Origin of the sequence: Fervidibacillus halotolerans, assembly GCF_026547205.1 — a bacterium.
In the GTDB taxonomy this organism is placed as follows: Bacteria; Bacillota; Bacilli; order Bacillales; family Caldibacillaceae; genus Fervidibacillus; species Fervidibacillus halotolerans.
This window is the reverse complement of the sequence record NZ_CP106877.1, coordinates 634,946-656,653: the sequence shown is the minus strand read 5'-3', so window position 1 is coordinate 656,653 and position 21,708 is coordinate 634,946. Positions and strand designations below refer to the sequence as shown.

General features: G+C 36.6%; 24 protein-coding genes and 1 pseudogene. 14 read left to right on the top strand and 11 right to left on the bottom strand.

Translation table 11 applies throughout. The features are described 5' to 3' along the window. The first annotated feature begins 35 nt into the window (after window positions 1-35). The 3 genes from OE105_RS03105 (at window position 36) to OE105_RS03095 (ending at window position 2,250) form a co-directional block, all read left to right on the top strand. Entirely contained in the window at window positions 36-926 is an 891-nt protein-coding gene (locus OE105_RS03105; RefSeq protein WP_275421273.1) for a glycosyltransferase family 2 protein, read from the top strand. A 291-nt stretch (window positions 927-1,217) separates the two neighbouring features. Next, complete coding sequence (locus tag OE105_RS03100) at window positions 1,218-1,616, top strand: hypothetical protein (RefSeq protein ID WP_275421272.1); 399 nt, start codon at window positions 1,218-1,220, stop codon at window positions 1,614-1,616. A gap of 148 nt (window positions 1,617-1,764) precedes the next feature. Further along, window positions 1,765-2,250 (top strand): CotY/CotZ family spore coat protein, encoded by a 486-nt coding sequence (locus tag OE105_RS03095; protein ID WP_275421271.1) that lies wholly within the window; start codon window positions 1,765-1,767, stop codon window positions 2,248-2,250. 484 nt (window positions 2,251-2,734) lie between these two features. On the opposite strand, the gene sfsA is transcribed toward OE105_RS03095, so the two are convergent. Beyond that, window positions 2,735-3,430: a DNA/RNA nuclease SfsA gene (gene sfsA, locus OE105_RS03090; protein ID WP_275421270.1), complete on the bottom strand. Its 696-nt coding sequence runs from the start codon at window positions 3,428-3,430 to the stop codon at window positions 2,735-2,737. A 339-nt stretch (window positions 3,431-3,769) separates the two neighbouring features. Here sfsA and OE105_RS03085 point away from each other — a divergent pair, with 339 nt between their 5' ends. From OE105_RS03085 to OE105_RS03055, 7 genes are all read left to right on the top strand, one after another. Then, the gene (locus OE105_RS03085) at window positions 3,770-5,191 is read left to right on the top strand and encodes an NAD(P)/FAD-dependent oxidoreductase (RefSeq protein ID WP_275421269.1); all 1,422 of its coding nucleotides are present in this window, start codon (window positions 3,770-3,772) and stop codon (window positions 5,189-5,191) included. 19 nt (window positions 5,192-5,210) lie between these two features. After that, window positions 5,211-5,351, top strand: coding sequence for a hypothetical protein (locus tag OE105_RS03080; protein WP_275421268.1), 141 nt, complete (start codon window positions 5,211-5,213; stop codon window positions 5,349-5,351). Window positions 5,352-5,634: 283 nt separating this feature from the next. Further along, the gene (locus OE105_RS03075; protein WP_275421267.1) at window positions 5,635-6,654 is read left to right on the top strand and encodes a sensor histidine kinase; all 1,020 of its coding nucleotides are present in this window, start codon (window positions 5,635-5,637) and stop codon (window positions 6,652-6,654) included. Further along, window positions 6,651-7,274, top strand: a complete 624-nt coding sequence (locus OE105_RS03070) for a response regulator transcription factor (protein ID WP_275421266.1) — start codon at window positions 6,651-6,653, stop codon at window positions 7,272-7,274. The genes OE105_RS03075 and OE105_RS03070 overlap by 4 nt, the downstream gene beginning before the upstream one ends. A gap of 198 nt (window positions 7,275-7,472) precedes the next feature. Continuing rightward, entirely contained in the window at window positions 7,473-8,195 is a 723-nt protein-coding gene (locus OE105_RS03065) for an ABC transporter ATP-binding protein (RefSeq protein ID WP_275421265.1), read from the top strand. Next, window positions 8,192-9,247 carry an ABC transporter permease gene (locus tag OE105_RS03060; protein WP_275421264.1) on the top strand — a complete coding sequence of 352 codons (1,056 nt, stop codon included), beginning with the start codon at window positions 8,192-8,194 and terminating at the stop codon, window positions 9,245-9,247. Before OE105_RS03065 ends, OE105_RS03060 begins: the two co-directional genes overlap by 4 nt. A 15-nt stretch (window positions 9,248-9,262) precedes the next feature. Continuing rightward, complete coding sequence (locus OE105_RS03055; RefSeq protein WP_275421263.1) at window positions 9,263-9,907, top strand: TetR/AcrR family transcriptional regulator; 645 nt, start codon at window positions 9,263-9,265, stop codon at window positions 9,905-9,907. 114 nt (window positions 9,908-10,021) lie between these two features. Here OE105_RS03055 and OE105_RS03050 read toward each other — a convergent pair whose 3' ends face one another. The 6 genes from OE105_RS03050 to OE105_RS03025 form a co-directional block, all read right to left on the bottom strand. Next, the gene (locus tag OE105_RS03050; RefSeq protein WP_420842563.1) at window positions 10,022-10,939 is read right to left on the bottom strand and encodes a pseudouridine-5'-phosphate glycosidase; all 918 of its coding nucleotides are present in this window, start codon (window positions 10,937-10,939) and stop codon (window positions 10,022-10,024) included. Between the two features lie 87 nt (window positions 10,940-11,026). Then, window positions 11,027-12,127: a carbohydrate kinase gene (locus OE105_RS03045; RefSeq protein ID WP_275421262.1), complete on the bottom strand. Its 1,101-nt coding sequence runs from the start codon at window positions 12,125-12,127 to the stop codon at window positions 11,027-11,029. 238 nt (window positions 12,128-12,365) lie between these two features. Continuing rightward, window positions 12,366-14,426: a thioredoxin domain-containing protein gene (locus OE105_RS03040; protein ID WP_275421261.1), complete on the bottom strand. Its 2,061-nt coding sequence runs from the start codon at window positions 14,424-14,426 to the stop codon at window positions 12,366-12,368. A 357-nt stretch (window positions 14,427-14,783) separates the two neighbouring features. Then, window positions 14,784-15,707 (bottom strand): restriction endonuclease, encoded by a 924-nt coding sequence (locus tag OE105_RS03035; RefSeq protein ID WP_275421260.1) that lies wholly within the window; start codon window positions 15,705-15,707, stop codon window positions 14,784-14,786. An 83-nt stretch (window positions 15,708-15,790) separates the two neighbouring features. Further along, window positions 15,791-16,432: a ribonuclease H family protein gene (locus OE105_RS03030; protein ID WP_275421259.1), complete on the bottom strand. Its 642-nt coding sequence runs from the start codon at window positions 16,430-16,432 to the stop codon at window positions 15,791-15,793. A gap of 898 nt (window positions 16,433-17,330) precedes the next feature. After that, a complete protein-coding gene (locus tag OE105_RS03025; RefSeq protein WP_275421258.1) occupies window positions 17,331-17,603 on the bottom strand; it encodes a DUF1292 domain-containing protein in 273 nt (90 codons plus the stop codon). Between the two features lie 368 nt (window positions 17,604-17,971). Between OE105_RS03025 and OE105_RS03020 the strand changes: the two genes are divergently transcribed. Beyond that, window positions 17,972-18,535 carry a hypothetical protein gene (locus OE105_RS03020; RefSeq protein ID WP_275421257.1) on the top strand — a complete coding sequence of 188 codons (564 nt, stop codon included), beginning with the start codon at window positions 17,972-17,974 and terminating at the stop codon, window positions 18,533-18,535. Window positions 18,536-18,619: 84 nt separating this feature from the next. On the opposite strand, the gene OE105_RS03015 is transcribed toward OE105_RS03020, so the two are convergent. After that, window positions 18,620-18,778: a hypothetical protein gene (locus OE105_RS03015; protein WP_275421256.1), complete on the bottom strand. Its 159-nt coding sequence runs from the start codon at window positions 18,776-18,778 to the stop codon at window positions 18,620-18,622. A gap of 82 nt (window positions 18,779-18,860) precedes the next feature. Continuing rightward, window positions 18,861-19,319 (bottom strand): SRPBCC family protein, encoded by a 459-nt coding sequence (locus OE105_RS03010; RefSeq protein ID WP_275421255.1) that lies wholly within the window; start codon window positions 19,317-19,319, stop codon window positions 18,861-18,863. 157 nt (window positions 19,320-19,476) lie between these two features. Between OE105_RS03010 and OE105_RS03005 the strand changes: the two are divergent. The 3 genes and pseudogenes from OE105_RS03005 to OE105_RS02995 all read left to right on the top strand — a co-directional run. Beyond that, window positions 19,477-19,734, top strand: a pseudogene (locus OE105_RS03005) (AAA family ATPase); the annotation flags it as partial. 667 nt (window positions 19,735-20,401) lie between these two features. Beyond that, window positions 20,402-20,623, top strand: a complete 222-nt coding sequence (locus OE105_RS03000) for a M20/M25/M40 family metallo-hydrolase (RefSeq protein WP_275421254.1) — start codon at window positions 20,402-20,404, stop codon at window positions 20,621-20,623. Window positions 20,624-20,665: 42 nt separating this feature from the next. Further along, window positions 20,666-20,890, top strand: coding sequence for a peptidase dimerization domain-containing protein (locus OE105_RS02995; RefSeq protein ID WP_275421253.1), 225 nt, complete (start codon window positions 20,666-20,668; stop codon window positions 20,888-20,890). Here OE105_RS02995 and OE105_RS02990 read toward each other — a convergent pair. Beyond that, a complete protein-coding gene (locus OE105_RS02990; protein ID WP_275421252.1) occupies window positions 20,871-21,182 on the bottom strand; it encodes a HesB/YadR/YfhF family protein in 312 nt (103 codons plus the stop codon). The two genes, OE105_RS02995 and OE105_RS02990, sit on opposite strands and share 20 nt — an antisense overlap. Window positions 21,183-21,277: 95 nt before the next feature. Then, window positions 21,278-21,580, bottom strand: a complete 303-nt coding sequence (locus tag OE105_RS02985) for a DUF6509 family protein (protein WP_275421251.1) — start codon at window positions 21,578-21,580, stop codon at window positions 21,278-21,280. Window positions 21,581-21,708: the final 128 nt, after the last annotated feature.

Here is a 21,708-nt window from a genome sequence, read left to right as displayed (position 1 = left end):
AATTGAAACTAGTGAACGGAAAAGGGGGAGTCCTTTTGAATCAAAAACAAAAAAGAGGTCTCGTTTCAATCATTATCCCCGTGAAAAATGAAGGTATTCATATTCAAAATACCATTCAATCTTTATTTGAATCAAAAACCCGATACCCATTTGAAGTCATTGTCGTCGATGACCATTCAACAGACGGATGTTGTGATTTTCTAAGAAAGAATAAAGACGAACGGATTCACGTTTTGTTTACTGACAATGTGGGGGTTGCGATGGCAAGGAATATTGGGGCTGAACGGGCGAAGGGAAAATTCGTCATCTTTTGCGATGCCCATCTTTTTTTTGAACCGTATTGGATCGATCGCCTACTGTATCCCATTGAAAAAAAATTGGCAGACGCGACGAATCCGGGAATTGCCAACGCGAAAAATCCTCAAGCAATTGGCTATGGGTATACGTGGAACGAAAATTTAGAGGTGAAATGGAACGGACCAAAACGGAAAATGTTTGAATCTCCCCTTTTAGCTGCAGGATGCTTAGCAATGAAAAAAAGTACCTTTGATGATATTGGCGGTTTTGATCGGGGGTTTCGCGTTTGGGGAAGAAATGATGATGAAATATCTTTGAAACTTTGGTTGTTCGGCTATCGTTGTGCAGTCATTCCCCACGTCAAAATTCAGCACGTTTTCCGTAAAGGAAGTGAGGTTCCATTTCATTTCACGTGGGATGATGTATATTACAATTTCATGCGAATGGCCTATAGTCATTTTAATGAAAAAAGAATCGAAAAATGTAAAAAACAGATCAAACATTCCAATCCAGACCAAATCATTCGCGAACTATTAAAAAGTGATGTGCTGGAACAAAGAAAAAGATATTTTGAAAAACGAACGTATGATGACGATTGGTTTATGAATAAATTTGGAATCCCCTTCTAAATATTTTCCCGTCGGCTTCCTTTTTTAAATGATAGAAATCCCATGATTCGAACCGATCGTTTTAGACACCTACATCGATTTTGCCTAGCAAGGGATTCAAGAAGCCAATTTGATTCAATCGTTTGCAGCAAATTCCTCTCTATAGAACCGAATGATTCACAATATATGTGTGAAAAAAACTCGAGTTTTGACAGTAAAGAAAGACATTGCAAAATGTGGGGTAACCGTTTATACGTTCTTATTTCACCAAGCATACAATACAATGATTCCAGTTTTTTGAGGTGAAATGGGATGAACGAACGAAAACGCCAACCAAGTCAGTTGTTCGATGATTTCTTAGAAGATCAATCACTACTAAAGCACAGGAATAAAAGCGATCACCATTCTTTTATCAAATCCATTGCAAATATGGAACAATCCCTAGCCAAAGTCCTCGAAGCCGAAGCGATGCTGATTAAAAACTCCTCCCATAAAGACGAAAAGGCTCTTTTACAACTATTCGAATTCATTGATCAAACCCTTCGAAAAATCATATTAAAAGAGATCGTGATGATTCTCCTAATGGAAGAAAAACATAAAAAGATTGACTGCAATAAGAAAAAATGCAAAAAACGACGATGTGATTGCCATTGTCATTGTGACGCCAAACGGAAATGTCGAAATAGAAACGATTGGATCGACTCTTTCTAATCGGATATGATTACTTGTGCCACTTACCTTCGCACCGATTCACATTCATGTTGTCAATTGTTTAATAAATCTTCCTTCTTTCAAAATGAATGATCCGGAAAATCCGGTCTAATTTGAAAAAGGGAAGCAACGAAAGGAGTCTATGGAAATGAAAAATTCCCCGATCAGTTGTTACGAATGTGTAAGGGATACATTAAAGGAAATCCTTCAGTATCAAAGGGAAAGTGAAGAAATTTGTAAAAATGGTTGCGAAGTTGCGATTAACGAATTGTTAAATCCGAGTGTAAAGCGAAAAAATACAATTCCCTTTATCCTGTATACGAAGGACGGATGTCCATTTAAATCCGATGGGGTAACGACATTTCGGTGCAAATGTTGCAATGAAGTAAAATACCACTGCTTTACAACCTTTCTATTTCGAATCAAAGGATTGAAAAAGGATTGTGCCATTTTAGAATTGTTAGCTTTCAAACATGAAGATGATTGTAGTTGTTCAATGGAAGCATGTAATCCATACGAACAAATCGATTGTGAAAATGTAAAAGATTTATATCGAACAGGAATATATATAAAAGTGGACCCTTCCTGTTTCTGCTCCATTTCCTGCCTTCCTCCGATCAATCTTTTTTCATAAATAGATAGATTCCATTACATTCTTCTCCTGAACGAAAGGAATGGCCTTTCCATCGATGTTCCTGATTAAAGTGTTCCTTACTTGTATCAGGAATATTTTTATAACGAGCTGATATTTTCCCTTCTGATAAAAAGGAAAAGAGCAAGGCCATACTCGACCTTGCTCCTATGAAGGGAAATGGATCATGGGGATGACGCATGATGCATCGATTTGATTCAACTTCGATTAAACATTTTCTCAATGGTAATCGTTCGTTGATCCTTTTACTCCAATGGGAGTGTTCAATCGATTACATTCAAACTTCCTTTACAAACGAGTAAATGGTCTATGGCAAACACCCCATTTTTTTATCGGTATTTCCCTTCGCTTATTATGATAAACGGAAAAAAGAAAAATATACGAAAACGAAGGAAATGGAAAAATATACTAGAAAGGTTCTTATAACTAAATATTATTTTTTTAATTGCATTGGGGCTATTTCAATTTATTCGATTTGAACTCCAATGGATTTTCCAATCGTCAATCCTTTTTCTGTAACAATCGAGTCGTAGGCGAGGATGTGAACGCCTGCTTCCCTTGCTTCAAGTAAGGCCTTTGTAAAGGACGGGTCCATCCTTTTATTGGGAGAAAAGACACGGCATCCATCCATTTGAATGAGGAAAAACAAAATCCCTATATATCCTTCCTCCACCGCTTCCACCATTTCATAAATATGTTTCGTTCCTCGGACAGTCGGTGCATCGGGAAACATGGCAACCCCGTTATTTTCAAGGGTGACACCTTTTATTTCGATAAAACCTCTCGTCTTTTCCCCTTGAAAAAACAGATCAAAACGTGACTTTTTAAAATAAACTTCTTTTTTCACGCGAAAAATGTCCAGCGAAGAAAACTCTTTTATTTTTTTATTCATTAAAGCATCGTATACAACGATGTTCGGTGCCTGTGAATCGATATTTACCCATTTGTCTCCCTTTTTCACCGTAACGAGGGAATATTTCGTTTTCCGATTCGGATGATCAGCCTCTTCTAATAAAACCGTTGCACCTTCTATTAGCAATTCCTTTAACCGTCCTGTATTTTTCACGTGAACCCTTTCAATCTTCCCCCGAATACTTACCTCCGCTATAAAACGGTTCACCCGATGCATAAAGGTACCAACCTCATTTTGACCGTATTCCATATTCTCCAAACCTCTACATTCATTATTCATTCGATGATATACACGACTTTTCCTTATTTATCCTTTTTCATTATACCATTCCATCGAAATTCCATGGAAAAAAGGAATTCAAAGGTATCGCCATGTTATTGTCAAAAAGTTTCCATCATTTTTTCAATTATTCTATTTTTAATTAAGTGAAATCCCCTAATTTTTTCAAAAACAGTACAAATCTCTTTCTATATTTTTGAAAATCGTGCTATTTTTTAATTGTAAGGTATTTGAAATAATACATGTATTATTTTATCTTCTTTATACCCTATGTGGTATTTAATCTATCGAATAAAGGAGAGAGCATTTATGGCAAAAGTAGTAGTGATCGGAGCTGGATTTTCCGGTCAAACCGCCGCCCTTTACTTAAAAAAGAAACTCGGTGCTAAACATAATGTTACGATGATCAGTCCATGGCCGAGATTCACCTACATTCCCTCCCTCGTATGGGTAGGTATCGACCGGATGAAACCGGAAAAAGTGATGTTTGAACTTGCACCTGTATTACAGAAAAAGGGGATTAATTTCATCCAAGCATGGGCAAGATCCATTCATCCAGACGATCAATATGTTACGATTGAAACAAAGGATGGAGAAATTCAAAAGGTCGATTACGATTATGTGATTAACGCAACAGGACCCCATTTAAATTTTGAAGGGACAGAAGGATTAGGTCCTGATGAAGGAAATAGCCATTCCATTTGTAATATTCATCACGCAAAACTTGCTCGAGATGCATATTTAGAACAAGTAAAACGAATGGAAAAAGGTGAAAAAGTAAAAATATTAGTCGGAACAGGACACGGACAAGCAACGTGCCAAGGTGCTGCCCTTGAATACATTACGAATATTCATAACGATCTTGTTAAACGTGGATTACGGGATCGGGCGAAAATTATGTGGATTTCCAATGAACCTCAGTTGGGAGATCTTGGGGTTGGCGGTGTATGCGCTTCCAAACACGGTTACATTATGAAATCGGAACAATTTATGAAATCCCTTTTTGCAGAACAAAATATTTACTATCAAGTACAGACAGCCGTGAAAAAAGTAGAAAAAGGAAAAGTGTACTGGGAAAATTACGATGGTGAATTTGGCGAAACGGAATTTGATTTTGCGATGCTGATCCCTCAATTTAAAGGAACGAAAATTAAATATATCGATAAGGATGGACAGGATATAACGGATCGACTAACCAATCCGGCAGGGTTTTTAAAAGTGGACGGAAATTACGGAAAACCTTGGGAAGAGTTAAAGGCATCCGATTGGCCGAGGACGTATCAATCCCCCTATTACAAAAATATGTTTGCAGCAGGGATTGCCTTTGCACCACCTGGATCTGTTTCGAAGCCTCACACGACGAAAAATGGAACAGTCATTACCGCTACACTTCCTAGAACGGGAATGGCTTCGGGTATCATTGGTAAAGTTGCAGCCCTAAACATCGTAGATATGATTGAAGGAAGGGAGCCTAGTCATAAGGAATCGATGGCAGAAATGCCCGGCGCTTGTATCGCTTCCATTGGAAAATCGATTTGGAACGGTTCTGCCGCATCGATTATCATGTATCCTGTCGTACCAGATTATGAAAGATATCCAGATTACGGACGTGATTTAAAAGCATCCGGTTTAGAAATCGGACTTGCTGGCGCATGGATTAAACGAACGCTACACACGATGTTTATTTATAAAATGAAAGGTAATCCCGGTTGGAGTTTCATTCCAGAATAAAGATCGGAGGTTTGGAAAGATGCAATTAAGCAATGAAATGAAACCGACGAAAAAGACGTTGTTTTTAAGAAAATGTAAAATTTACCAATTTTATCGTTTTATTCGATTGAATTCAAAAATCTTGCGTGTATCCCAATTTCCACCTAAACATGAAAAGTAGGCTCATTCCGTTTATCAAATGACCACTGTTAATTTTCGTGGGATTCTGTAAAGGGGCTTATTTCCCCTTTTCGAATCCTCTTTTTTTTGGTAAAAATTCATCACAAATATACGAATTCATGACGTTATAAATGAAAGAAACTTACCTGTTAAAAATAATGTTCTCTCCTGTACACAAATATTTTCCACAATGATGTTCTTTCCCTTGATTTCTCATATCTTATGCCTCTTTCTTTTGATAAAATGAATATTGAATCGATTTTTATAATACGAAGGTGAATAAAATGGACAGAACGAACTTTCGACAAGTAATCGACCAACTCCCCATCGGTATCGTCATCATGGATCAAAATCGAAAAATTCATTATATGAATCAAAAGGCGATTGAAATTACTGGATGGAAAAAGGGGGGAAACGTTCCCTATTGTAGCTACTGCCAATTGCGACAAGTCCAAGAGGGAGAGGAACGATGCATTCTCGCTAGCGACAATCCATTGCCCAGCTTTCGTTCCCATATGCCAAATTACGTGGATTCAGATGCGGATTTCGACATGTCAATGACCAAATTGAAAATGGATGAAAATACGTATCAAGTACTCCAAATATCCAATCCGAGTTTGGAAAGTCATCTTGAAAAAGTAAAAACCCAAGAGTTATTAATACACGAAACGATTCGAGCGCAAGAAATGGAACGAAAACGAATTGCACGGGAACTTCATGACCATATTGGGCAAAATATTTACAGTATTTTTCTAGGATTAGATTTATTAAAACGGAAAATCGATGATGAGAAAAAAAGCGAACGACTAGAAAAATTATATTCGGTAATGGAGAAAACGGTCGAAAATATCCAATCGTTAACGAAAATTTTGCGACCGAATATGTTCGATTATTTAAGTTTCGAAGCGGCTTTACGTTCATCCATTGACGACTGGAAAAAGCTTTATCATGTGAATTTTCATATAAAATATAACGTACTCAATGAAGATAAATTGGATAACGAAAGTTCATTGCATCTTTTTCGAGTCATCCAAGAAGCGGTAACAAATGCCGTCCGCCACGGAAAAGCGACTGAAATTACCATTGAACTTTACGGAACCATTGACGATGAAAACATCTATTTCCAAATTTCCGACAATGGGAGTGGTTTCCATCCACAACATTCGAAAGGCCACGGACTCGGCATGCAACATATGTTGGAACGGGTAAAAATGCTCGAGGGCGATATAAAGTGGATAACAGAAATAGGGGGTCCCACTCGAGTGGAAGGATTTATTACAATTAGAAAGGAGATTAAAGAATGAATGTATTAATCGTTGATGACCATGAAATTGTTCGTGAAGGACTGGCGCTCTTATTAAAAGATGCCTTCCCTATTCAATCGCTCAAATTTGCATCAGAAGGTAGAGAGGCGATTCAAAAGGCATTTCAAAATTCCTTCGATCTCGTTTTACTGGATCTTTCCATGCCAGATGGACTGGACGGTCTCCTAACGTTAAAAGAATTAAGAGGCATTCTACCGAAAGCAAAAATCGTTATTTTTTCCATGTACGATGAAGTGGAATACCAAATGAAAGCGATGGAATACGGAGCAGATGGTTATTTAGTGAAACGATTCAAAAGCGATGAAATTATTCATTACCTTCAATCGATTCTTAAAGGGGAGAAAATTGTTAATGGAAAATTGTATACCAATCAACCGATAAAAGAAGATGACAATTGGAAATTTCCTTTATCACCCAGGGAACAGGAAGTTTTCATTCTAACGGTAAAAGGATATACACAAAAGGAAATCGCAGAAACGATGCATATTAGTATTCGAACTGTGGAAAACCATAGACGAAGCATTAGCAAAAAACTCGGTACAAAAAATAAAAGCGAATGGCTGAAGATGGCTCAAAAATATAAACTATTGGATTTGTAAGAAGAAAAAGGTATCTTTTTTATTCAAAACGCTCATTTCCCTTTTTCCCTTAAATTACATCATTCCCTTTCCATCTCCCGAATAAAGAACACTTGATTTACCCGAACCTGCCTTTACACTTTACCGTGTTGACAAAGTACTTCTACGGTATTAAAATTAAATGAGTAAGTACTCACTTTTTATATAGGAGGGGATTTCATGAATCAAGCTGTCCAAATGGAAAAGGTCAAAAAAAAATATGGAAAAAAAACCGTATTAGATCATATTCAATTATCTGTTCAAGAAGGAGCAATTCACGGATTAATCGGTCCGTCCGGTGCTGGGAAAACAACGATTGTAAAGCTCGTCGCTGGAATGGAAACACCTGAACGAGGATTTGTAAACGTATTTAATGAAAGAATGCCTAATTTACAGGTTTTGCAAAAAATCGGCTTCATGGCCCAATCAGATGCCCTATATGAAAATTTAACAGGTTTGGAACATTTACGTTTTTTCGGTTCCTTGTTTAAATTAAAAAAAGGAGAAATGAATGACCGGATCGATTATGTAGCAAATCTCGTCAACTTAACGGAAGACCTTTCAAAAAAGGTGTCAGCCTATTCCGGAGGGATGAAACGGCGACTATCTTTAGCTATCGCACTAGTTCATAATCCAAATTTGTTGATTTTAGACGAACCGACTGTGGGAATCGATCCTGAATTAAAACTACAAATTTGGGATGAATTGTTTCGGTTAAAAGAGGAAGGAAGAACGATTATAATTACAACCCATGTGATGGACGAAGCGGAAAAATGTGATTCGATTACAATGGTAAGAAATGGTAAACTGATCGCACAAGGTACGCCAAAGGAACTGAAACAAGTATATAGGACGGAAAATTTCGATCGTGTATTTTTACTTGCAGGGAGGGATGAAAAATGAGGGTTACCGCTTTAATCCGTAGAATTATACGAGAAATGGTCAGGGATAAACGGACATTGGCACTTCTTTTTATCGCCCCCCTTCTCATTTTATCCCTTATGTACATCATTTTTACCACCGAATCGACGGACATAAATCTCGGTGTCGTAAATGTCAATGAACAGATTATCGAACAGGAAGAAGGAAATTTTTCCATTCAAGAATTCGAAAAGACAGAGGGATTGAAAGATCTCGTTATAAAAGAGGATTTAGACGGCTTACTTCAAATGGACGGTACAAACTTTACGTTAATTTTGCACAATGATGATCCATTAACCGCCCGTTCACTTTATGCAAAAGTCAATCAAATATTGGCCAGTTCCACGCAACAGCAAGCAATGGGACAAATGAACAATATGGAACTCCCTCAACTCAATATGGAAACCGTTTATATTTTTGGTGATGAGGATACAGAATTTTTCGATGTTTTAAGCCCAATTTTAATTGGATTTTTCGTCTTCTTTTTCGTATTTTTAATCTCTGGAATCGGATTTTTAAAGGAACGAACATCCGGAACTTTAGATAAAATGATGTCTACTCCAATTCGAAGATGGGAAATTTTAACGGCATATTTAACCGGTTATGGTATTTTTGCTGTTTTACAAACGGTGTTTGTCGTCATTTATGGTATAACGGTTTTAGATATCGTTTTAGTAGGATCGATTTGGGACGTATTGCTCATAAATGTCCTTCTAGCACTCGTCGCCCTTTCCCTCGGTACACTTTTATCTGCCTTTGCCGAGTCGGAATTCCAAATGGTTCAATTCATTCCTGTCGTAATCATCCCGCAAATCTTTTTCTCCGGCATTATTCCTTTTGACGGGATGGCAGAATGGGTACAAGTGTTAGCAAAATTTTTCCCGATGTACTATGGAGGAGACGCGTTGAAAGAAGTTATGTATAAAGGAAATGGTTTATCCGATATTCAAGGAGATCTTCTCATTTTACTGGCGTTTGCTTTCATTTTTATTACGTTAAACTTATTCGCCTTGAAAAAATATCGAAAGCTTTAAAAGGGGGCTTCATTCTTGAATCACAGCTTAATGGAAGAAATCGTTAAATATTCTAAAAAAACGAAAACGACGGATAAAAAACAGCGGGTCCTTCAAGCTGCCGCACAACTGTTTGCAGAAAAGGGATACGCAAACACATCAACGAGCGAAATTGCGAAAAAAGCCGATGTTGCAGAAGGAACGATTTTCCGTCATTTCCAGACGAAGGAAAAATTATTGCGTTCGATTCTTCTCCCTTTTTTAAAAGAATCGTTGCCACCACTTTCGGAAGATGTTTTTTCAGAAATGTTAGCTTCATACGGGGATTCCCCTGAATCCTTTTTCCGCGCTTTGATAAAAAATCGGTATGAATTTTTTAAAGAAAGCAAGGAATATTTTCAAATATTAGTAAAGGAATTTGTTTATACTGAACCGTTTCAACAAGAGGTAAAAGTTTTGTTTGAACAAAATGTATTAAAACGGATTAATGATGCCATCAAGCGATTTCAAGAAAAAGGGGAAATCACGCAATCTATTCCATCAGAAATTTTGACAAGAACGGCTTTTACCATCATTTTCGGGTTTTTCTTTACCCACATGTTTCTCCAAAACAATGAAGATACACCTATTGACAACGAAATTGAACAAGTTGTCCAAATCATCATTAATGGAATGAAATAATTTTACGTAATATCCTTAATTAATTTTCAACCTTCCATTGTTTATACGGGAAAAACGTCCTCCAACTATAATCGGAGGACGTTTTTTTGACAGAAACCAGGTCATATACTTTTATCATTCCTTCGTGAAATTGACAGCAATTTCAGCGGCGAGTCGGGCGTTGTTTTTCACTAACGCAATGTTGGCAACCAAACTCTTTCCTTCCGTTAGATCCTTTACACGACTTAATAAGAATGGGGTGACTTTTTTTCCATGAATCTTTTCTTTTTTCGCTTCTTCCAATGCTTTTTCGATAATTCCATTAATGAATGATTCTTCCAAGGAATGTTCTTCCGGAATCGGATTCGTAATAAGAATTCCACCGTTTAATCCGAGTCCCCATTTTGTCTCGATCATCTTTGCTAATTCGATCGGAGAGTCAATTCGGTAGTCGACAGGGTACGGACTTGTCCGAGTGTAAAAGGCTGGTAAAACGTCCGTTTTGTATCCGACAACAGGTACACCTTTTGTTTCCAAATATTCCAACGTTAAACCGAGATCAAGAATCGATTTTGCTCCGGCACAAACTACAGCAACGTTCGTATTGGCCAGCTCTTCCAAATCCGCTGAAATATCCATCGTCGTTTCTGCGCCCCGGTGAACCCCACCGATCCCCCCGGTTGCAAAAATTTTAATTCCCGCAAGTGCTGCACAAATCATCGTTGCTGCGACCGTTGTTGCTCCGTGTTTTCCTTTCATAAGTAAGTAAGGTAAATCTCTCCGACTCGCCTTTTCAATGTTTGAAGAATTAGCTAAAAATTCAATTTCATCCTTTGTTAAGCCAATATGAATCTTCCCCTCGATAATTGCGATAGTGGCAGGTGTTGCACCTTTTTCGCGAATAATCTCTTCGACTGCAAGAGCCGTTTCCACATTTGCGGGGTACGGCATCCCATGGGAGATGATCGTTGATTCTAATGCTACAATCGGTCGACCTTGTTCTTTTGCTTCTTGTACTTCCTTTGAGTAAACGATCCATTTTTGCAAATCCATTTTCCATGCTCCTTCTTTCTTCAGTGTGTTATTCCTTTAGGAAAGGTTTGATTCCTTTTGCACGATTGGATGAATCTTTAATCCCAATCAATCATTTTTTTCGAATAGCTCTGTATAAATTTTTTCAAGATATGCTCCATTTAATTCTCTCGCAACGGTGTCATTCGATTGTAACGTGATGTAGGAAGAAGCGAGTCCGTAACGGCAAGCAGTTTTTAAATCCTTTTGTTTGTTCAATGCATAAAGGACACCTGAAGCCAGAGAATCCCCCGCTCCAGTTACATCTTTTACATCGACATTTGGAGCAGGAAGGTGGCCGCTACCCTCAGATTGGGAAAAATAACGAACTCCTTCCTTTCCAAAGGTGATAATCATCTGTTCGACACCCCTTTTCAATAGTTGGGATACAGCTTCTTCCAATTGGATTTCGAGATTAAATCCGGTGATTGCTTCTACTTCATCCCGATTGGCAATCAGTAACGTAATCCCATGGAGCTCATCCGGCAATTTTTTTGCCTTCGGTGCCGAAACGAGGTTGACACAAAGTCGAATGTTTTCTTGATTACATCGTTCAATCGTTTTTTCGATCGTTTCTTTTGGAAAATTCGTATCCAAAAAAACGTATGAAGATGAGCCGATAAAGTTCCAACGGGAGTCGATAAAGGAAAAATCAACTTGGTCATATATATCCATATCCGCCAGGGCCAAAATCATTTCTCCTTCATTACTTAAAACAGCCGTGTAATTCCCAGTAGATGCGTTGGGAACGGTCCAAGATGGGGTAATATCCATCCATCTTTCCGATTCTTCTAATAACCATTTACCTTCCGAATCGTCTCCGAAAGCGGTAATGAGGGATACGTTTACGCCGAGCCGGCCCAAATTTTCTGCCACATTCCGAGCGACTCCACCCGCCGTTTTATAGGACTTAACCGGATTGGACGTGTACATTTGCATTTTCCCTTGAATGACCATCTTTTTATCCACATTCGCACCGCCTAGACAGACGATTTTCCCATCTTCTTTGACGATATAAGCTCTGCCGACAATATATCCCTTTTTCATTAAAGAAGAAATATAATTTGCCACAGCCGGCCTTGATAATTGCAACTTTTGTGCCAATTCATTTTGTGTAATATACGGATTTCCTTGAATCAATTCGAATATTTGCCGTTCCTTTTCGTTCATAGCCTTCCCTTCCGTGTTGGATTTAGTTCGTTTAAAACGAACGAACCGATTTTTGCCATTAAACAATTGTTTGTTTAATGAACTCATGTTTAAATTGTACACCATTTGAAAAGACAATACAAGTTGTTTTTCATTGTATGACGAGAAAAGTTGCCCTAAGCTGACGTTCAAGGGCGAGATTTCCATTTATTTACTATTAAATGGAAATTGAACAAGTGCAGTTATAAAACATCCCATTTTATACGTTCAAGAATGTACGAACTTCTTCTATATTGGTCGTTGGTTGTTGACAGGCAAAATTTTCACATATAAAAACCGTCGTTTTTTCATTGATTGGACGATAATGTTTGGCAAATTCAGCCACCTGTTCCAAATCTTTTGGATCTTCCACTACTAATGAAAATAGGTTAACAGTATACGCTTGCTGGATTTGTTTCAATAATTTCTTTCTTTTATTACAATGTTTCGAACCAATAATGACAACTTCCTTTGGTGGAAATTGTTCCATTAAAATAGTTTGTAAGAAAAAGGTATGACCAATTGGGTTTTGTTCCACTTCTTCCTTAAATACAGAATACATTCCTTGAACTCTTTTATATAAATCTATATTCCCTGTTAGTCTGCTCAATTTCAAAAAGGAAAAAGCCGCTACACTATTTCCTGAAGGAAGTGCACCATCATAAATTTCTTTTTCTTTAACAAGCATTGTCTCACAATCAGTACCTGTAAAGAAAAAGCCACCACTTTCTTGATCCCAAAAAAGATCCATCATTTTTTTTACAAGTTGTTTACTTTTATGCAAATACGTTATATCAAATGTCCCTTCATACATTTCGATATACGCCCAAAGAAGATATGCATACTCGTCGATGAACGCCTTTTGTTTCACTTCACCATCCCGATAACGTACCATGACCCTTCCATCGACAATTAACCGATGCTCGATAAAATCGAGCGCCCTTTTCGCCATTTGGATATAGGATTCCTGATCGAAAGCCGCTCCAGCTTTTGCAAGGGCAGCGATCATGAGAGCATTCCATCCAGTGAGTACTTTATCATCCACAAGGGGGAACGGTCTTTGACTTCGTTTTTCTAAAAGGAGTTTCCTCGCTTGTTCCAGTTTCCATTCGAGGTCTTTCAACGATTTTTGATTGTATTTTGCCAATTTTTCTTTATTCGTAAAAATTAGATTCGGTATATTTTTCCCTTCAAAATTCCCATCTTCCGTTATACCGTACACGTGACAAAAGGTTTCACCGAGTTCTTGCCCGAGAATTTCGATGATTTCCTGTTTTGTCCAAACGTAAAACTTCCCCTCTTCCCCATCGGAATCTGCATCAATTGCAGAAAAAAAAGCACCCGATTCATGTTGCATATCCCTTCCAATAAATGTAATGATTTGTTCGGCAATCCTTTGATATTGTGGATTTTTTGTCAGCTGATAAGCCTCTGAAAATGTATACAGTAAAAGGGCGTTATCATACAACATTTTTTCAAAATGGGGAACTAACCACATGGGATCTGTCGAATATCTTGAAAACCCAAAGCCAATATGATCCCAAATTCCTCCCTTACGCAATTGCATAAGTGTTTTATTCACCATATATAAGGCATGTTCATCCTTTGTCCATACGTAATATTTAAGTAAAAACTGTAACATATGCGGTGTGGGAAATTTCGGTGCTTGACCAAAGCCACCATAAATTGGGTCAAACAGATTGGATAGTTGATGGAATGCCTGATGAAGAACTGAGGATTTCAGCTCCCCTTTTTTATTTCGGTTCGCCTTTTGATGGATTGCTTCCACAATTCTTGTTGTCGTCTTTTCGATCTTTTCTTGTTCATGGTGATAAATTTGAGACAATTGTAACAACACATCGACAAACCCTGGACGACCGAAACGACTCTCCTTTGGAAAATACGTACCGGCATAAAACGGTTTTTGATCCGGTGTGATAAATACGTGAAGGGGCCAACCTCCTTGACCGGTGAGCATTTGACATACTTTCATATAGATGGAATCAATGTCCGGGCGCTCCTCCCGATCAACTTTTACCGCCACAAACCGTTCATTTAATATGTTTGCCACTTCTTCATCTTCAAAGGTTTCACGGGCCATCACGTGACACCAATGGCAAGTTGAATAGCCGATGCTCACAAGTAGTGGTTTATTTTCCCTTTTTGCCTTTTCAAAGGCTTCTTTCCCCCATGGATACCAGTCGACAGGTTGATACGCATGTTGCAAAAGATAAGGGGATTTTTCATGGATCAGTTGGTTTGGTTTTCGGTTGTTTGCCATTTAAATCACCTCCTTATATTTAAGGTTTATCACCATATTTTCCAGAGAAAAACATGATAACCTCAACAAAACCATTTCCAATCAGATTACCGCAAGAAAGTTCGTTTATGTTTATCACACTTCACATTCCAAAATTTGAAGTATAATCAATACAGGCTCTTTTTTTAAATGTTTTGCAATGCCAATGGTAAATAAACATTCATTGGTCATTTCTTAAAATGAATTATTTTTTATCCTAAAATATAGTAAGTACATATGCATCTAAAATCCCTTTCTATAACGTACATCAAACAATGATTAAATAATTTTCGAATTTTAGTTTTTCCTATGATTACATAGATTAAAGATTATTACAATTTAAACATCATCACCAAAATAGTCCGTATCAATTCTTTTAATAATGTATCTTGCTTGTTCAGAAACACCAATATCATGATCGATCATTAATTGAGCAAGTCTTTCTCCATCAATTAAAACGATTTTTTTCTCTATGACTTTTACATAGTCTCTTGCTTCTTTTGTGAATCTTGACGTAGTAATAAAAACCCCTTTTCTTGCTCTTTTACCTTCCAAACTGCCTGCAAATGCTTGGACAATCGGACGTCCCACCGAATTATCCCAACGCTTTGCTTGGATGTAAACCACATCCAATCCAAGTTTATCTTCTTTAATAATACCATCTATACCTTCATCACCACTTTTTCCAATGGCTTGACCCGCATCATTTCTTGAACCACCATATCCCATTGCCACTAATAAGTCGATGACGAGTTTCTCAAAAAATGATGGGGAACACTGTTTTACACGTTCCAACAATTCGTTTGCTAATTCTTGTCTTAAAGTATGATAACTTGATTCAAGAATTTCTTCAGGAGTTTCATCTATATCATGAATATTTGGTTTCGTTTCTTTCAGCCCATTCTGTTTATTTGGATGTTTAATATTTCTAAACTCAATAAATTCAGGAAATTGCTCTAGAAATTTAACATCTATATATTCAGGATTACTTTTTAAAACATCTAGCCCTCGTTGAGTTATAACAAACTCTCCTCTCCCAACATTTTCTAGAAGACATGCTTTTTTTAAATATGTCCTTGCCCAACCAACGCGGTTTTCAAATTTTGATTGTCTTCCGCTAGGTAATAACTCTTTTATATCTTCTTCGGAAAGATTACATTCTTTAGCTAATATCGTTTTTATTTCCCTCAAACTATGTTTCCGTCCATCTCCTAAAATTTTTAAAAAAGGTAGCATAAAACTTTGATAGTCTGGTATAGTCATTGAATACACCTCTTTCAAATCTTGTTACATTCATTATATTACTAGAACGAATTTTTAAATCATAATTAAATTGAATGTAGATTCTATTTCCGCCCGAAATCCGCCTTAATTTCACCCCATATGTCTGTCTCCCATTTAAGAATTGGGTTATTGTAGTCGTTCGTTTGGAGCCATAGTTCTGCCCTTTCAATAAGTTTCCATACCCGTTCGGTATCTTTATTTCTAATTAAGGTAGTATTTGCTTTTTTCGCTCTCACCCATTTCATCGCTGTTACGGAGTCTGAATAAATCGGATTATCTTTTCTATACTTCTTTAAAAAGGATAGGGCGTGAACGATTGCTAAAAATTCTCCAATGTTATTTGTTCCAAGAATCGGGCCGTAGTGAAACAATACTTTTCCAGTTTTCGTGTATACTCCTTTGTATTCCATTTGTCCGGGATTCCCGCTACATGCCGCATCTACACATATACTCTCTTCAATATATGTCTTCTCCTTATTTTCCGGAACAGCTATTTGTTGCGATCGTTTATTCTCCTTTGAAACCCCGTAGTATTTCTCCCAACCATTATGGTAAGCTTGTTTTGCCTCTTCCAAAGATGAAAATGACTTATACTTTGCTTCGGATACTCCTAATACATGTTGTTTACATTCATCCCAAGATGAAAAAATACCTGTCTTTTTCCCTACCCAGACTACATAATACTTCGTTTTCCTTTTCCCCATGATTTCACTTCCTTTAAAATAAAAAGACTCTTCTTCCCTTGAACGTTTTATAACGGATCAATAATATTTTTGTTTCTTCCTATGTATAACGTTTTGGACAAAAATTGGAATGTTTAATCGTGCCCTTCGTTCCGTCAATGGATCTATAAATCGTACGGTCTCCAAGAACAATCTTGGTCATTTCAATTCAAATTTAAAACGACTCTTAAACATATTTTCCTCCCTTCTATTTCTTAATCCTTCCATTTCCTATTCTTTTCATATATGTGTGAAAGGAAAATGATTTTCTTCTATTTTTATAGAAGCTCATTTAAAGATTTTTTACGCGTTTTTTAAAGGATATGGAATTTTCTTTGCACTGAATAGACCCATCTACAACAATTAACCATTAACCATCGACGGTACGGAGATCACAATCAAGTTTATTTCATTGTTTGAAAAAACAGGTAACATGCGTATATTACAATAGTACTGAACTTTATCATTTTTTTGGATATCTAAAGTAACAATAAACCATATATTTTTTGGAAACAATTCGATTGAATAGGAATCAAATGTATATATCTTCCCTTTTGTATGGTGAATGTTCGTTTACTCGGTCACCTAGTTTCTTCAAGGAATGAAACTTCCCACTCATAAAAGAAAACACCGCCATTTTTTCACTACCTTCAAATGAACCTGCAACGTATATTTCCCCTGAAGTTCCTTTTTATCTATTTTAACAAGGAATCGAATAAAATGAGCGAATGTACACAATATACATATACTTAAAAATTTCATAACTGTATGCCAATTCTAAGTGCATGAAACAAAAGAAATTGCGTCTCCTAAAGGGGATAAAAAAGAACCTTTTTCAGGTTACATCATTTCCACTGAAAAAGGTTCCATATTTTGAAAATCATTCAACATCTTCAAACATTTCATCAAACACTTGAAATACTTTTTCATACTCCTCTTCCGTATCTAGTTCTTCCAAATCTCCTTCTTCATCCATTTTCAAGAAAAATACGTCAATATCTTCATCTGAATCTTCATCATCGAGGTCCTCAACAAAACTAACAGCGACATAAACGGTTCCATCAATCGTTGCCTTTGCGATCACTTCCACTTCCTGTTCTTCATCATTTTCATCAGTAATTGTAAACACTTCACCAATTTCGATTTCTTCCATTGACTACCCCTCCATTCAACTAGCTTCAATCATGTCTATTTTATCCAAAGATAGGATGAACATGTATTTTTTAAAAATTTAGCTAAGTCCAAAATAGGATCAGGATCTTTTCCAAATCAAAAGGGGCTACCGATTTTTTCGTTTAAAAAAGGATGGTATCACTGGATTTCTATTCCAAATTATGGTGTTTTTTGGTTTTTTTCAATATTCCATTTTCTTTTCACATAATTGTATGAAAAGGAAACCTTTGTCAATTTTATTTTCATGTTATAATAAGTATATAATGAAAACGGTTTCTTTTAATAAAAATGTAAATCGATTTTAGCACGATTACATATAGAAAATAAATGTGTTAGGAGGGGAGTCAAGTGACAAAATATATCGTAGGTGTCAGTATTCTCATTGTTTTTCTTATTGTATTTATAACGATGATTTTCATCAGAAAACGGAAAAAAGCAGTGGATGATCCAACGAACCGACTTTTCTCAAATCCAAATTCAAAAATACAACAGGCAGACTACACATACATGACTTGTGAACGTTGCCGTAAACGAAATTATGTGAACAAAAATAGTCTTCATAAACTTTGTAATAACTGCGGATGGAATTTGACGGAACCGTATGTACACAAAATCGTTCATATAAAGGATATATCGAAGGATCTAAAAGCGGAACAATTGGCGAAAATGAATGTGAACGATCGACTATATGTTTATATCGACCATATTATGAAAGAAGGAAATAAGGTCGCTACCGTTGGGGTGTATGACAGCAACTATCAATTGATTGGAACCGTTGATGAAGAGATTGCGAAAGATCTGATTCCAAAAATTGATATGAGTGCCCGCGTATTTGGAAAATTAAAAAAGAAACACCCCCACGGTGTAGAAGTTCTAATTACAAATGATGTCCAAAAAATGTGGAGTTACTAAAACGGTCCAGAGTGGGGATGTATATTTTTCAATTCATTAGTGATTCAATTTTTATGTTACAACACTTTTTCAACCATTACCCGTTCATTTTTTCTCCATAAAGGCAACTAAAATAAACGTCGCGATCGGTCCTAATAACAATGAAAGCAAAAACCAATTTAGACCACTACGGTTTTTTCCTTGTGCAATACCTGCATTAATTAATGCTAATGTACCCCATCCTACGTAAAATTGTTCGTTCATCCTCTTTTCCCCCTGAAAGTGTGATACTTTTTTTTTGACTAGAATGGATAAACAATGGATCCCTATGTATGTACAGAGTGATTCATAGTGTTTCAACGTACAGTTTTAAATTTTTATATTGCTTTTTAAAAGGAATAAGCCCTGCTTTACTAAACAATTTTGCCACAAGTTTATACCATAAATTGCTCGGAATAATCGATTCTTCCACAAATAGATGGGTTTTCGTATCCTTTTTGGATAAATAATATTTCGTAATACTAATTCCCTCTTTCGAATGGGATTGGAGTACCACTTTATAGGGTGGGTTATATTCCTTTAATTCAACATCTACCGTAATTTTATGATTTCCAATTTTTTGTACAGTTTTAAATTTTCCCGAAGGCTTTGGCTGTGCCTGATCATTTCGATTTTCTTCATATAAGTTCTCGATTAGTAATGGATTCCATAATTTTATTTTTTCATCTTCATTTAAATATTGAAAAACGACATCGATCGGTGCATCGATTTCCTCATTGCATCGGAACACGACTATTTCTTTCATTATTATATACTTCCTTTTGTCTTTAAATCTTCGAGCATTTCAAATGAATATTGTTTAGAATACCACATCAAGTTGAAAGAGTTAACCGTTTTAATCTTTTTTTTACAAAATTGTGGGTCGAGGTTCCGGTTCCTTTGACCCACTTCGGTTCCTTTGACCCACTTTAGCCCTTTCTCCCCCTCGTCAATTGTCCATGCTTGCACGAATCGATGAACTCGTCCAACAAGGCTCCCAATTCATTATCGCCACCCATTCACCGATCATCATGGCCTATCCCAATTCAACGATAATCGAATTTACAGAAGAAGGAATTGTGGAAACGACTTTGGAGGAAACCGGACATTATCGATTAATGAAACAGTTTTTTGAGGATCATGAAAGGCTATTAAATCATTTATTAAATCGGGCTGAATAAAACGATTACTTTCTCCCATTCATGAATGAACTTATTGACAAGAAAAAACATAGACGTACAATTTTTATTAATTAGAAATTTTCTTTTTTTTATTCATTAATCCTTTAATATGGATGAAAGGACGAATCATCTAGAAGCAAGATCAATATTTAGCAACTAAATCGATTATGAATTTCATTTTGTTTTCCACGCATATTTTTGTTTTTTTCATCCTTCATAAATTGTAGAATCGATTAAATCAATGAATGATTGGGAGAATGAAATCTGATGAAAATAGCGATTTTTTCTATCCTTGCTATAATCGGTATCTTTTTCAGCATTACCCTTTTCAATGCCCTAACAGTTCATTCTAAACAACCGACTCCCGTTTAAACAACTGTTTTTTTAGATGACGACGCTGCCGTTTCCCACTTATCAGAGGGAATTACATATAAAACCATTTCTTATGAAGATCAAACTCTTTTTGAACCCGAACCATTTAAACAATTCCTAGATTTTATAAAAAATACTTACCCCCTTGTTTTGAAAGATTGGAAGTAGAGATGATTAATCAATATGCTTTACTTCTCAAATGGAAAGGGGAAGATTCGGTGAAAAAACCGATTTGGCTTACAGCACATTACGATGTGGTTCCCGTTTTAGAAGGGACGGAAGCCGATTAGGAAGAGTGCCGTTTAGTGGAAAAGTAAAAGATGGCATCATTTGGGGTGGGGGAACATTAGATGATAAAGGAAGTGTCATCGCCCTTTTTGAAACCGTCCAATATTTACTCCATGAAAACTTTCAACCGGCGAGGGACCTATATTTTATGTTCGGATTCGATGAAGAAATTGGTGGAGAAATGAGGGCAAAGGCTATAGCCGAAACCTTAAAATCAAGGGGCATTTGATTTGAATTCCTTTTAGATGAAGGTGGCGCAATTGTCGAACAAATGGTTCCTGGGATAGAGCAACCAGTTGGGGTTGTCGGAATCTCTGAAAAGGGATTTGCCACAGCGACCTTGACAGTTGAGGGAACTGGCGGTCACTCATCCCAGCCAACCAACCCGAAAAATATCGGGAAAATTGCCCGTGCCATCGCAAAATTAGAGGAGAAACTGTTCAAAGGAAAATTGAGTGGACCAGGAAAAAACTATTTCATCGCTTTTGGGGACTGACCCCTTCATACGTATATTCCAATTCGTCCTTTTCCTCATTGTAATCCACATTCAAATGATGACCATCAAAAAACCAGAGATCACTTTCCTCCACATAAAATACGATTCCATCCGCTTCATATTGGACACCAATATCGATCGGTTCATTGTCCTTCGTAAAGCCAAGGGAATAGCCCTTTTGAACAGGAGATGATCCGTATATTTGGATAAAAAATTTCACCATATCCCCTTTTTGTAATTCCATTTCATTCTTAAACCATTGGATTGCTGCTGGACTTAAGTTTAATTTCATTTCGTTCACTCCCAAAACATGTTAAAATCATTGGCAAAATATATTAAAAAAAAAAGAATTTATAAAATAAACGGTTTTCTAAAATGGAAAAACCATTATACGGATTCATTACCAATTGCCCTTTTACAAAACTGCCTAATTGCTTCAAGTTCATCCTCTTCTAATGAATACGGTAAGTATTTGTCTGTCACTTTTTCAAAAATTTGGTATTGAGCAATTCGACCAAAATTTTCTTCCCACGAATAAATCAATTTGATGTATAAACCATTTTCTGAATACAATTCATCGTCTTCACATACTTGTACGACCAATAAAAACTCAAAACGATCCCCGGCTAGAATTCCAGTCGGATCGTTTAATTTTTCCATTTCATACTCGATGATTTTCACTTTATCCATCCTTCCGAAAACGATTTTTTTAAGAGTCGATTTGATCAACAGAATTGATGAATGATCCCCACCCTTTTCACCATCCACTTTTTTCAAGTGACTTTATTATACCTAATTTCGTATAGTAAAAAAAGAAT

Coding starts and splice junctions, on each gene's coding strand:
- OE105_RS03085 (WP_275421269.1), top strand. CDS start 3,770: ATGGCAAAAGTAGTAGTGATCGGAGCTGGATTTTCCGGTCAAACCGCC.
- OE105_RS03015 (WP_275421256.1), bottom strand. CDS start 18,778: ATGAACGAACAATTTTACGTAGGATGGGGTACATTAGCATTAATTAAT.
- OE105_RS03060 (WP_275421264.1), top strand. CDS start 8,192: ATGAGGGTTACCGCTTTAATCCGTAGAATTATACGAGAAATGGTCAGG.
- OE105_RS02995 (WP_275421253.1), top strand. CDS start 20,666: ATGGTTCCTGGGATAGAGCAACCAGTTGGGGTTGTCGGAATCTCTGAA.
- OE105_RS02985 (WP_275421251.1), bottom strand. CDS start 21,580: ATGGATAAAGTGAAAATCATCGAGTATGAAATGGAAAAATTAAACGAT.
- OE105_RS03080 (WP_275421268.1), top strand. CDS start 5,211: ATGCAATTAAGCAATGAAATGAAACCGACGAAAAAGACGTTGTTTTTA.
- OE105_RS02990 (WP_275421252.1), bottom strand. CDS start 21,182: ATGAAATTAAACTTAAGTCCAGCAGCAATCCAATGGTTTAAGAATGAA.
- OE105_RS03040 (WP_275421261.1), bottom strand. CDS start 14,426: ATGGCAAACAACCGAAAACCAAACCAACTGATCCATGAAAAATCCCCT.
- OE105_RS03050 (WP_420842563.1), bottom strand. CDS start 10,939: ATGGATTTGCAAAAATGGATCGTTTACTCAAAGGAAGTACAAGAAGCA.
- OE105_RS03095 (WP_275421271.1), top strand. CDS start 1,765: ATGAAAAATTCCCCGATCAGTTGTTACGAATGTGTAAGGGATACATTA.
- OE105_RS03045 (WP_275421262.1), bottom strand. CDS start 12,127: ATGAACGAAAAGGAACGGCAAATATTCGAATTGATTCAAGGAAATCCG.
- OE105_RS03025 (WP_275421258.1), bottom strand. CDS start 17,603: ATGGAAGAAATCGAAATTGGTGAAGTGTTTACAATTACTGATGAAAAT.
- OE105_RS03070 (WP_275421266.1), top strand. CDS start 6,651: ATGAATGTATTAATCGTTGATGACCATGAAATTGTTCGTGAAGGACTG.
- OE105_RS03065 (WP_275421265.1), top strand. CDS start 7,473: ATGAATCAAGCTGTCCAAATGGAAAAGGTCAAAAAAAAATATGGAAAA.
- OE105_RS03010 (WP_275421255.1), bottom strand. CDS start 19,319: ATGAAAGAAATAGTCGTGTTCCGATGCAATGAGGAAATCGATGCACCG.
- OE105_RS03030 (WP_275421259.1), bottom strand. CDS start 16,432: ATGGGGAAAAGGAAAACGAAGTATTATGTAGTCTGGGTAGGGAAAAAG.
- sfsA (WP_275421270.1), bottom strand. CDS start 3,430: ATGGAATACGGTCAAAATGAGGTTGGTACCTTTATGCATCGGGTGAAC.
- OE105_RS03035 (WP_275421260.1), bottom strand. CDS start 15,707: ATGACTATACCAGACTATCAAAGTTTTATGCTACCTTTTTTAAAAATT.
- OE105_RS03075 (WP_275421267.1), top strand. CDS start 5,635: ATGGACAGAACGAACTTTCGACAAGTAATCGACCAACTCCCCATCGGT.
- OE105_RS03100 (WP_275421272.1), top strand. CDS start 1,218: ATGAACGAACGAAAACGCCAACCAAGTCAGTTGTTCGATGATTTCTTA.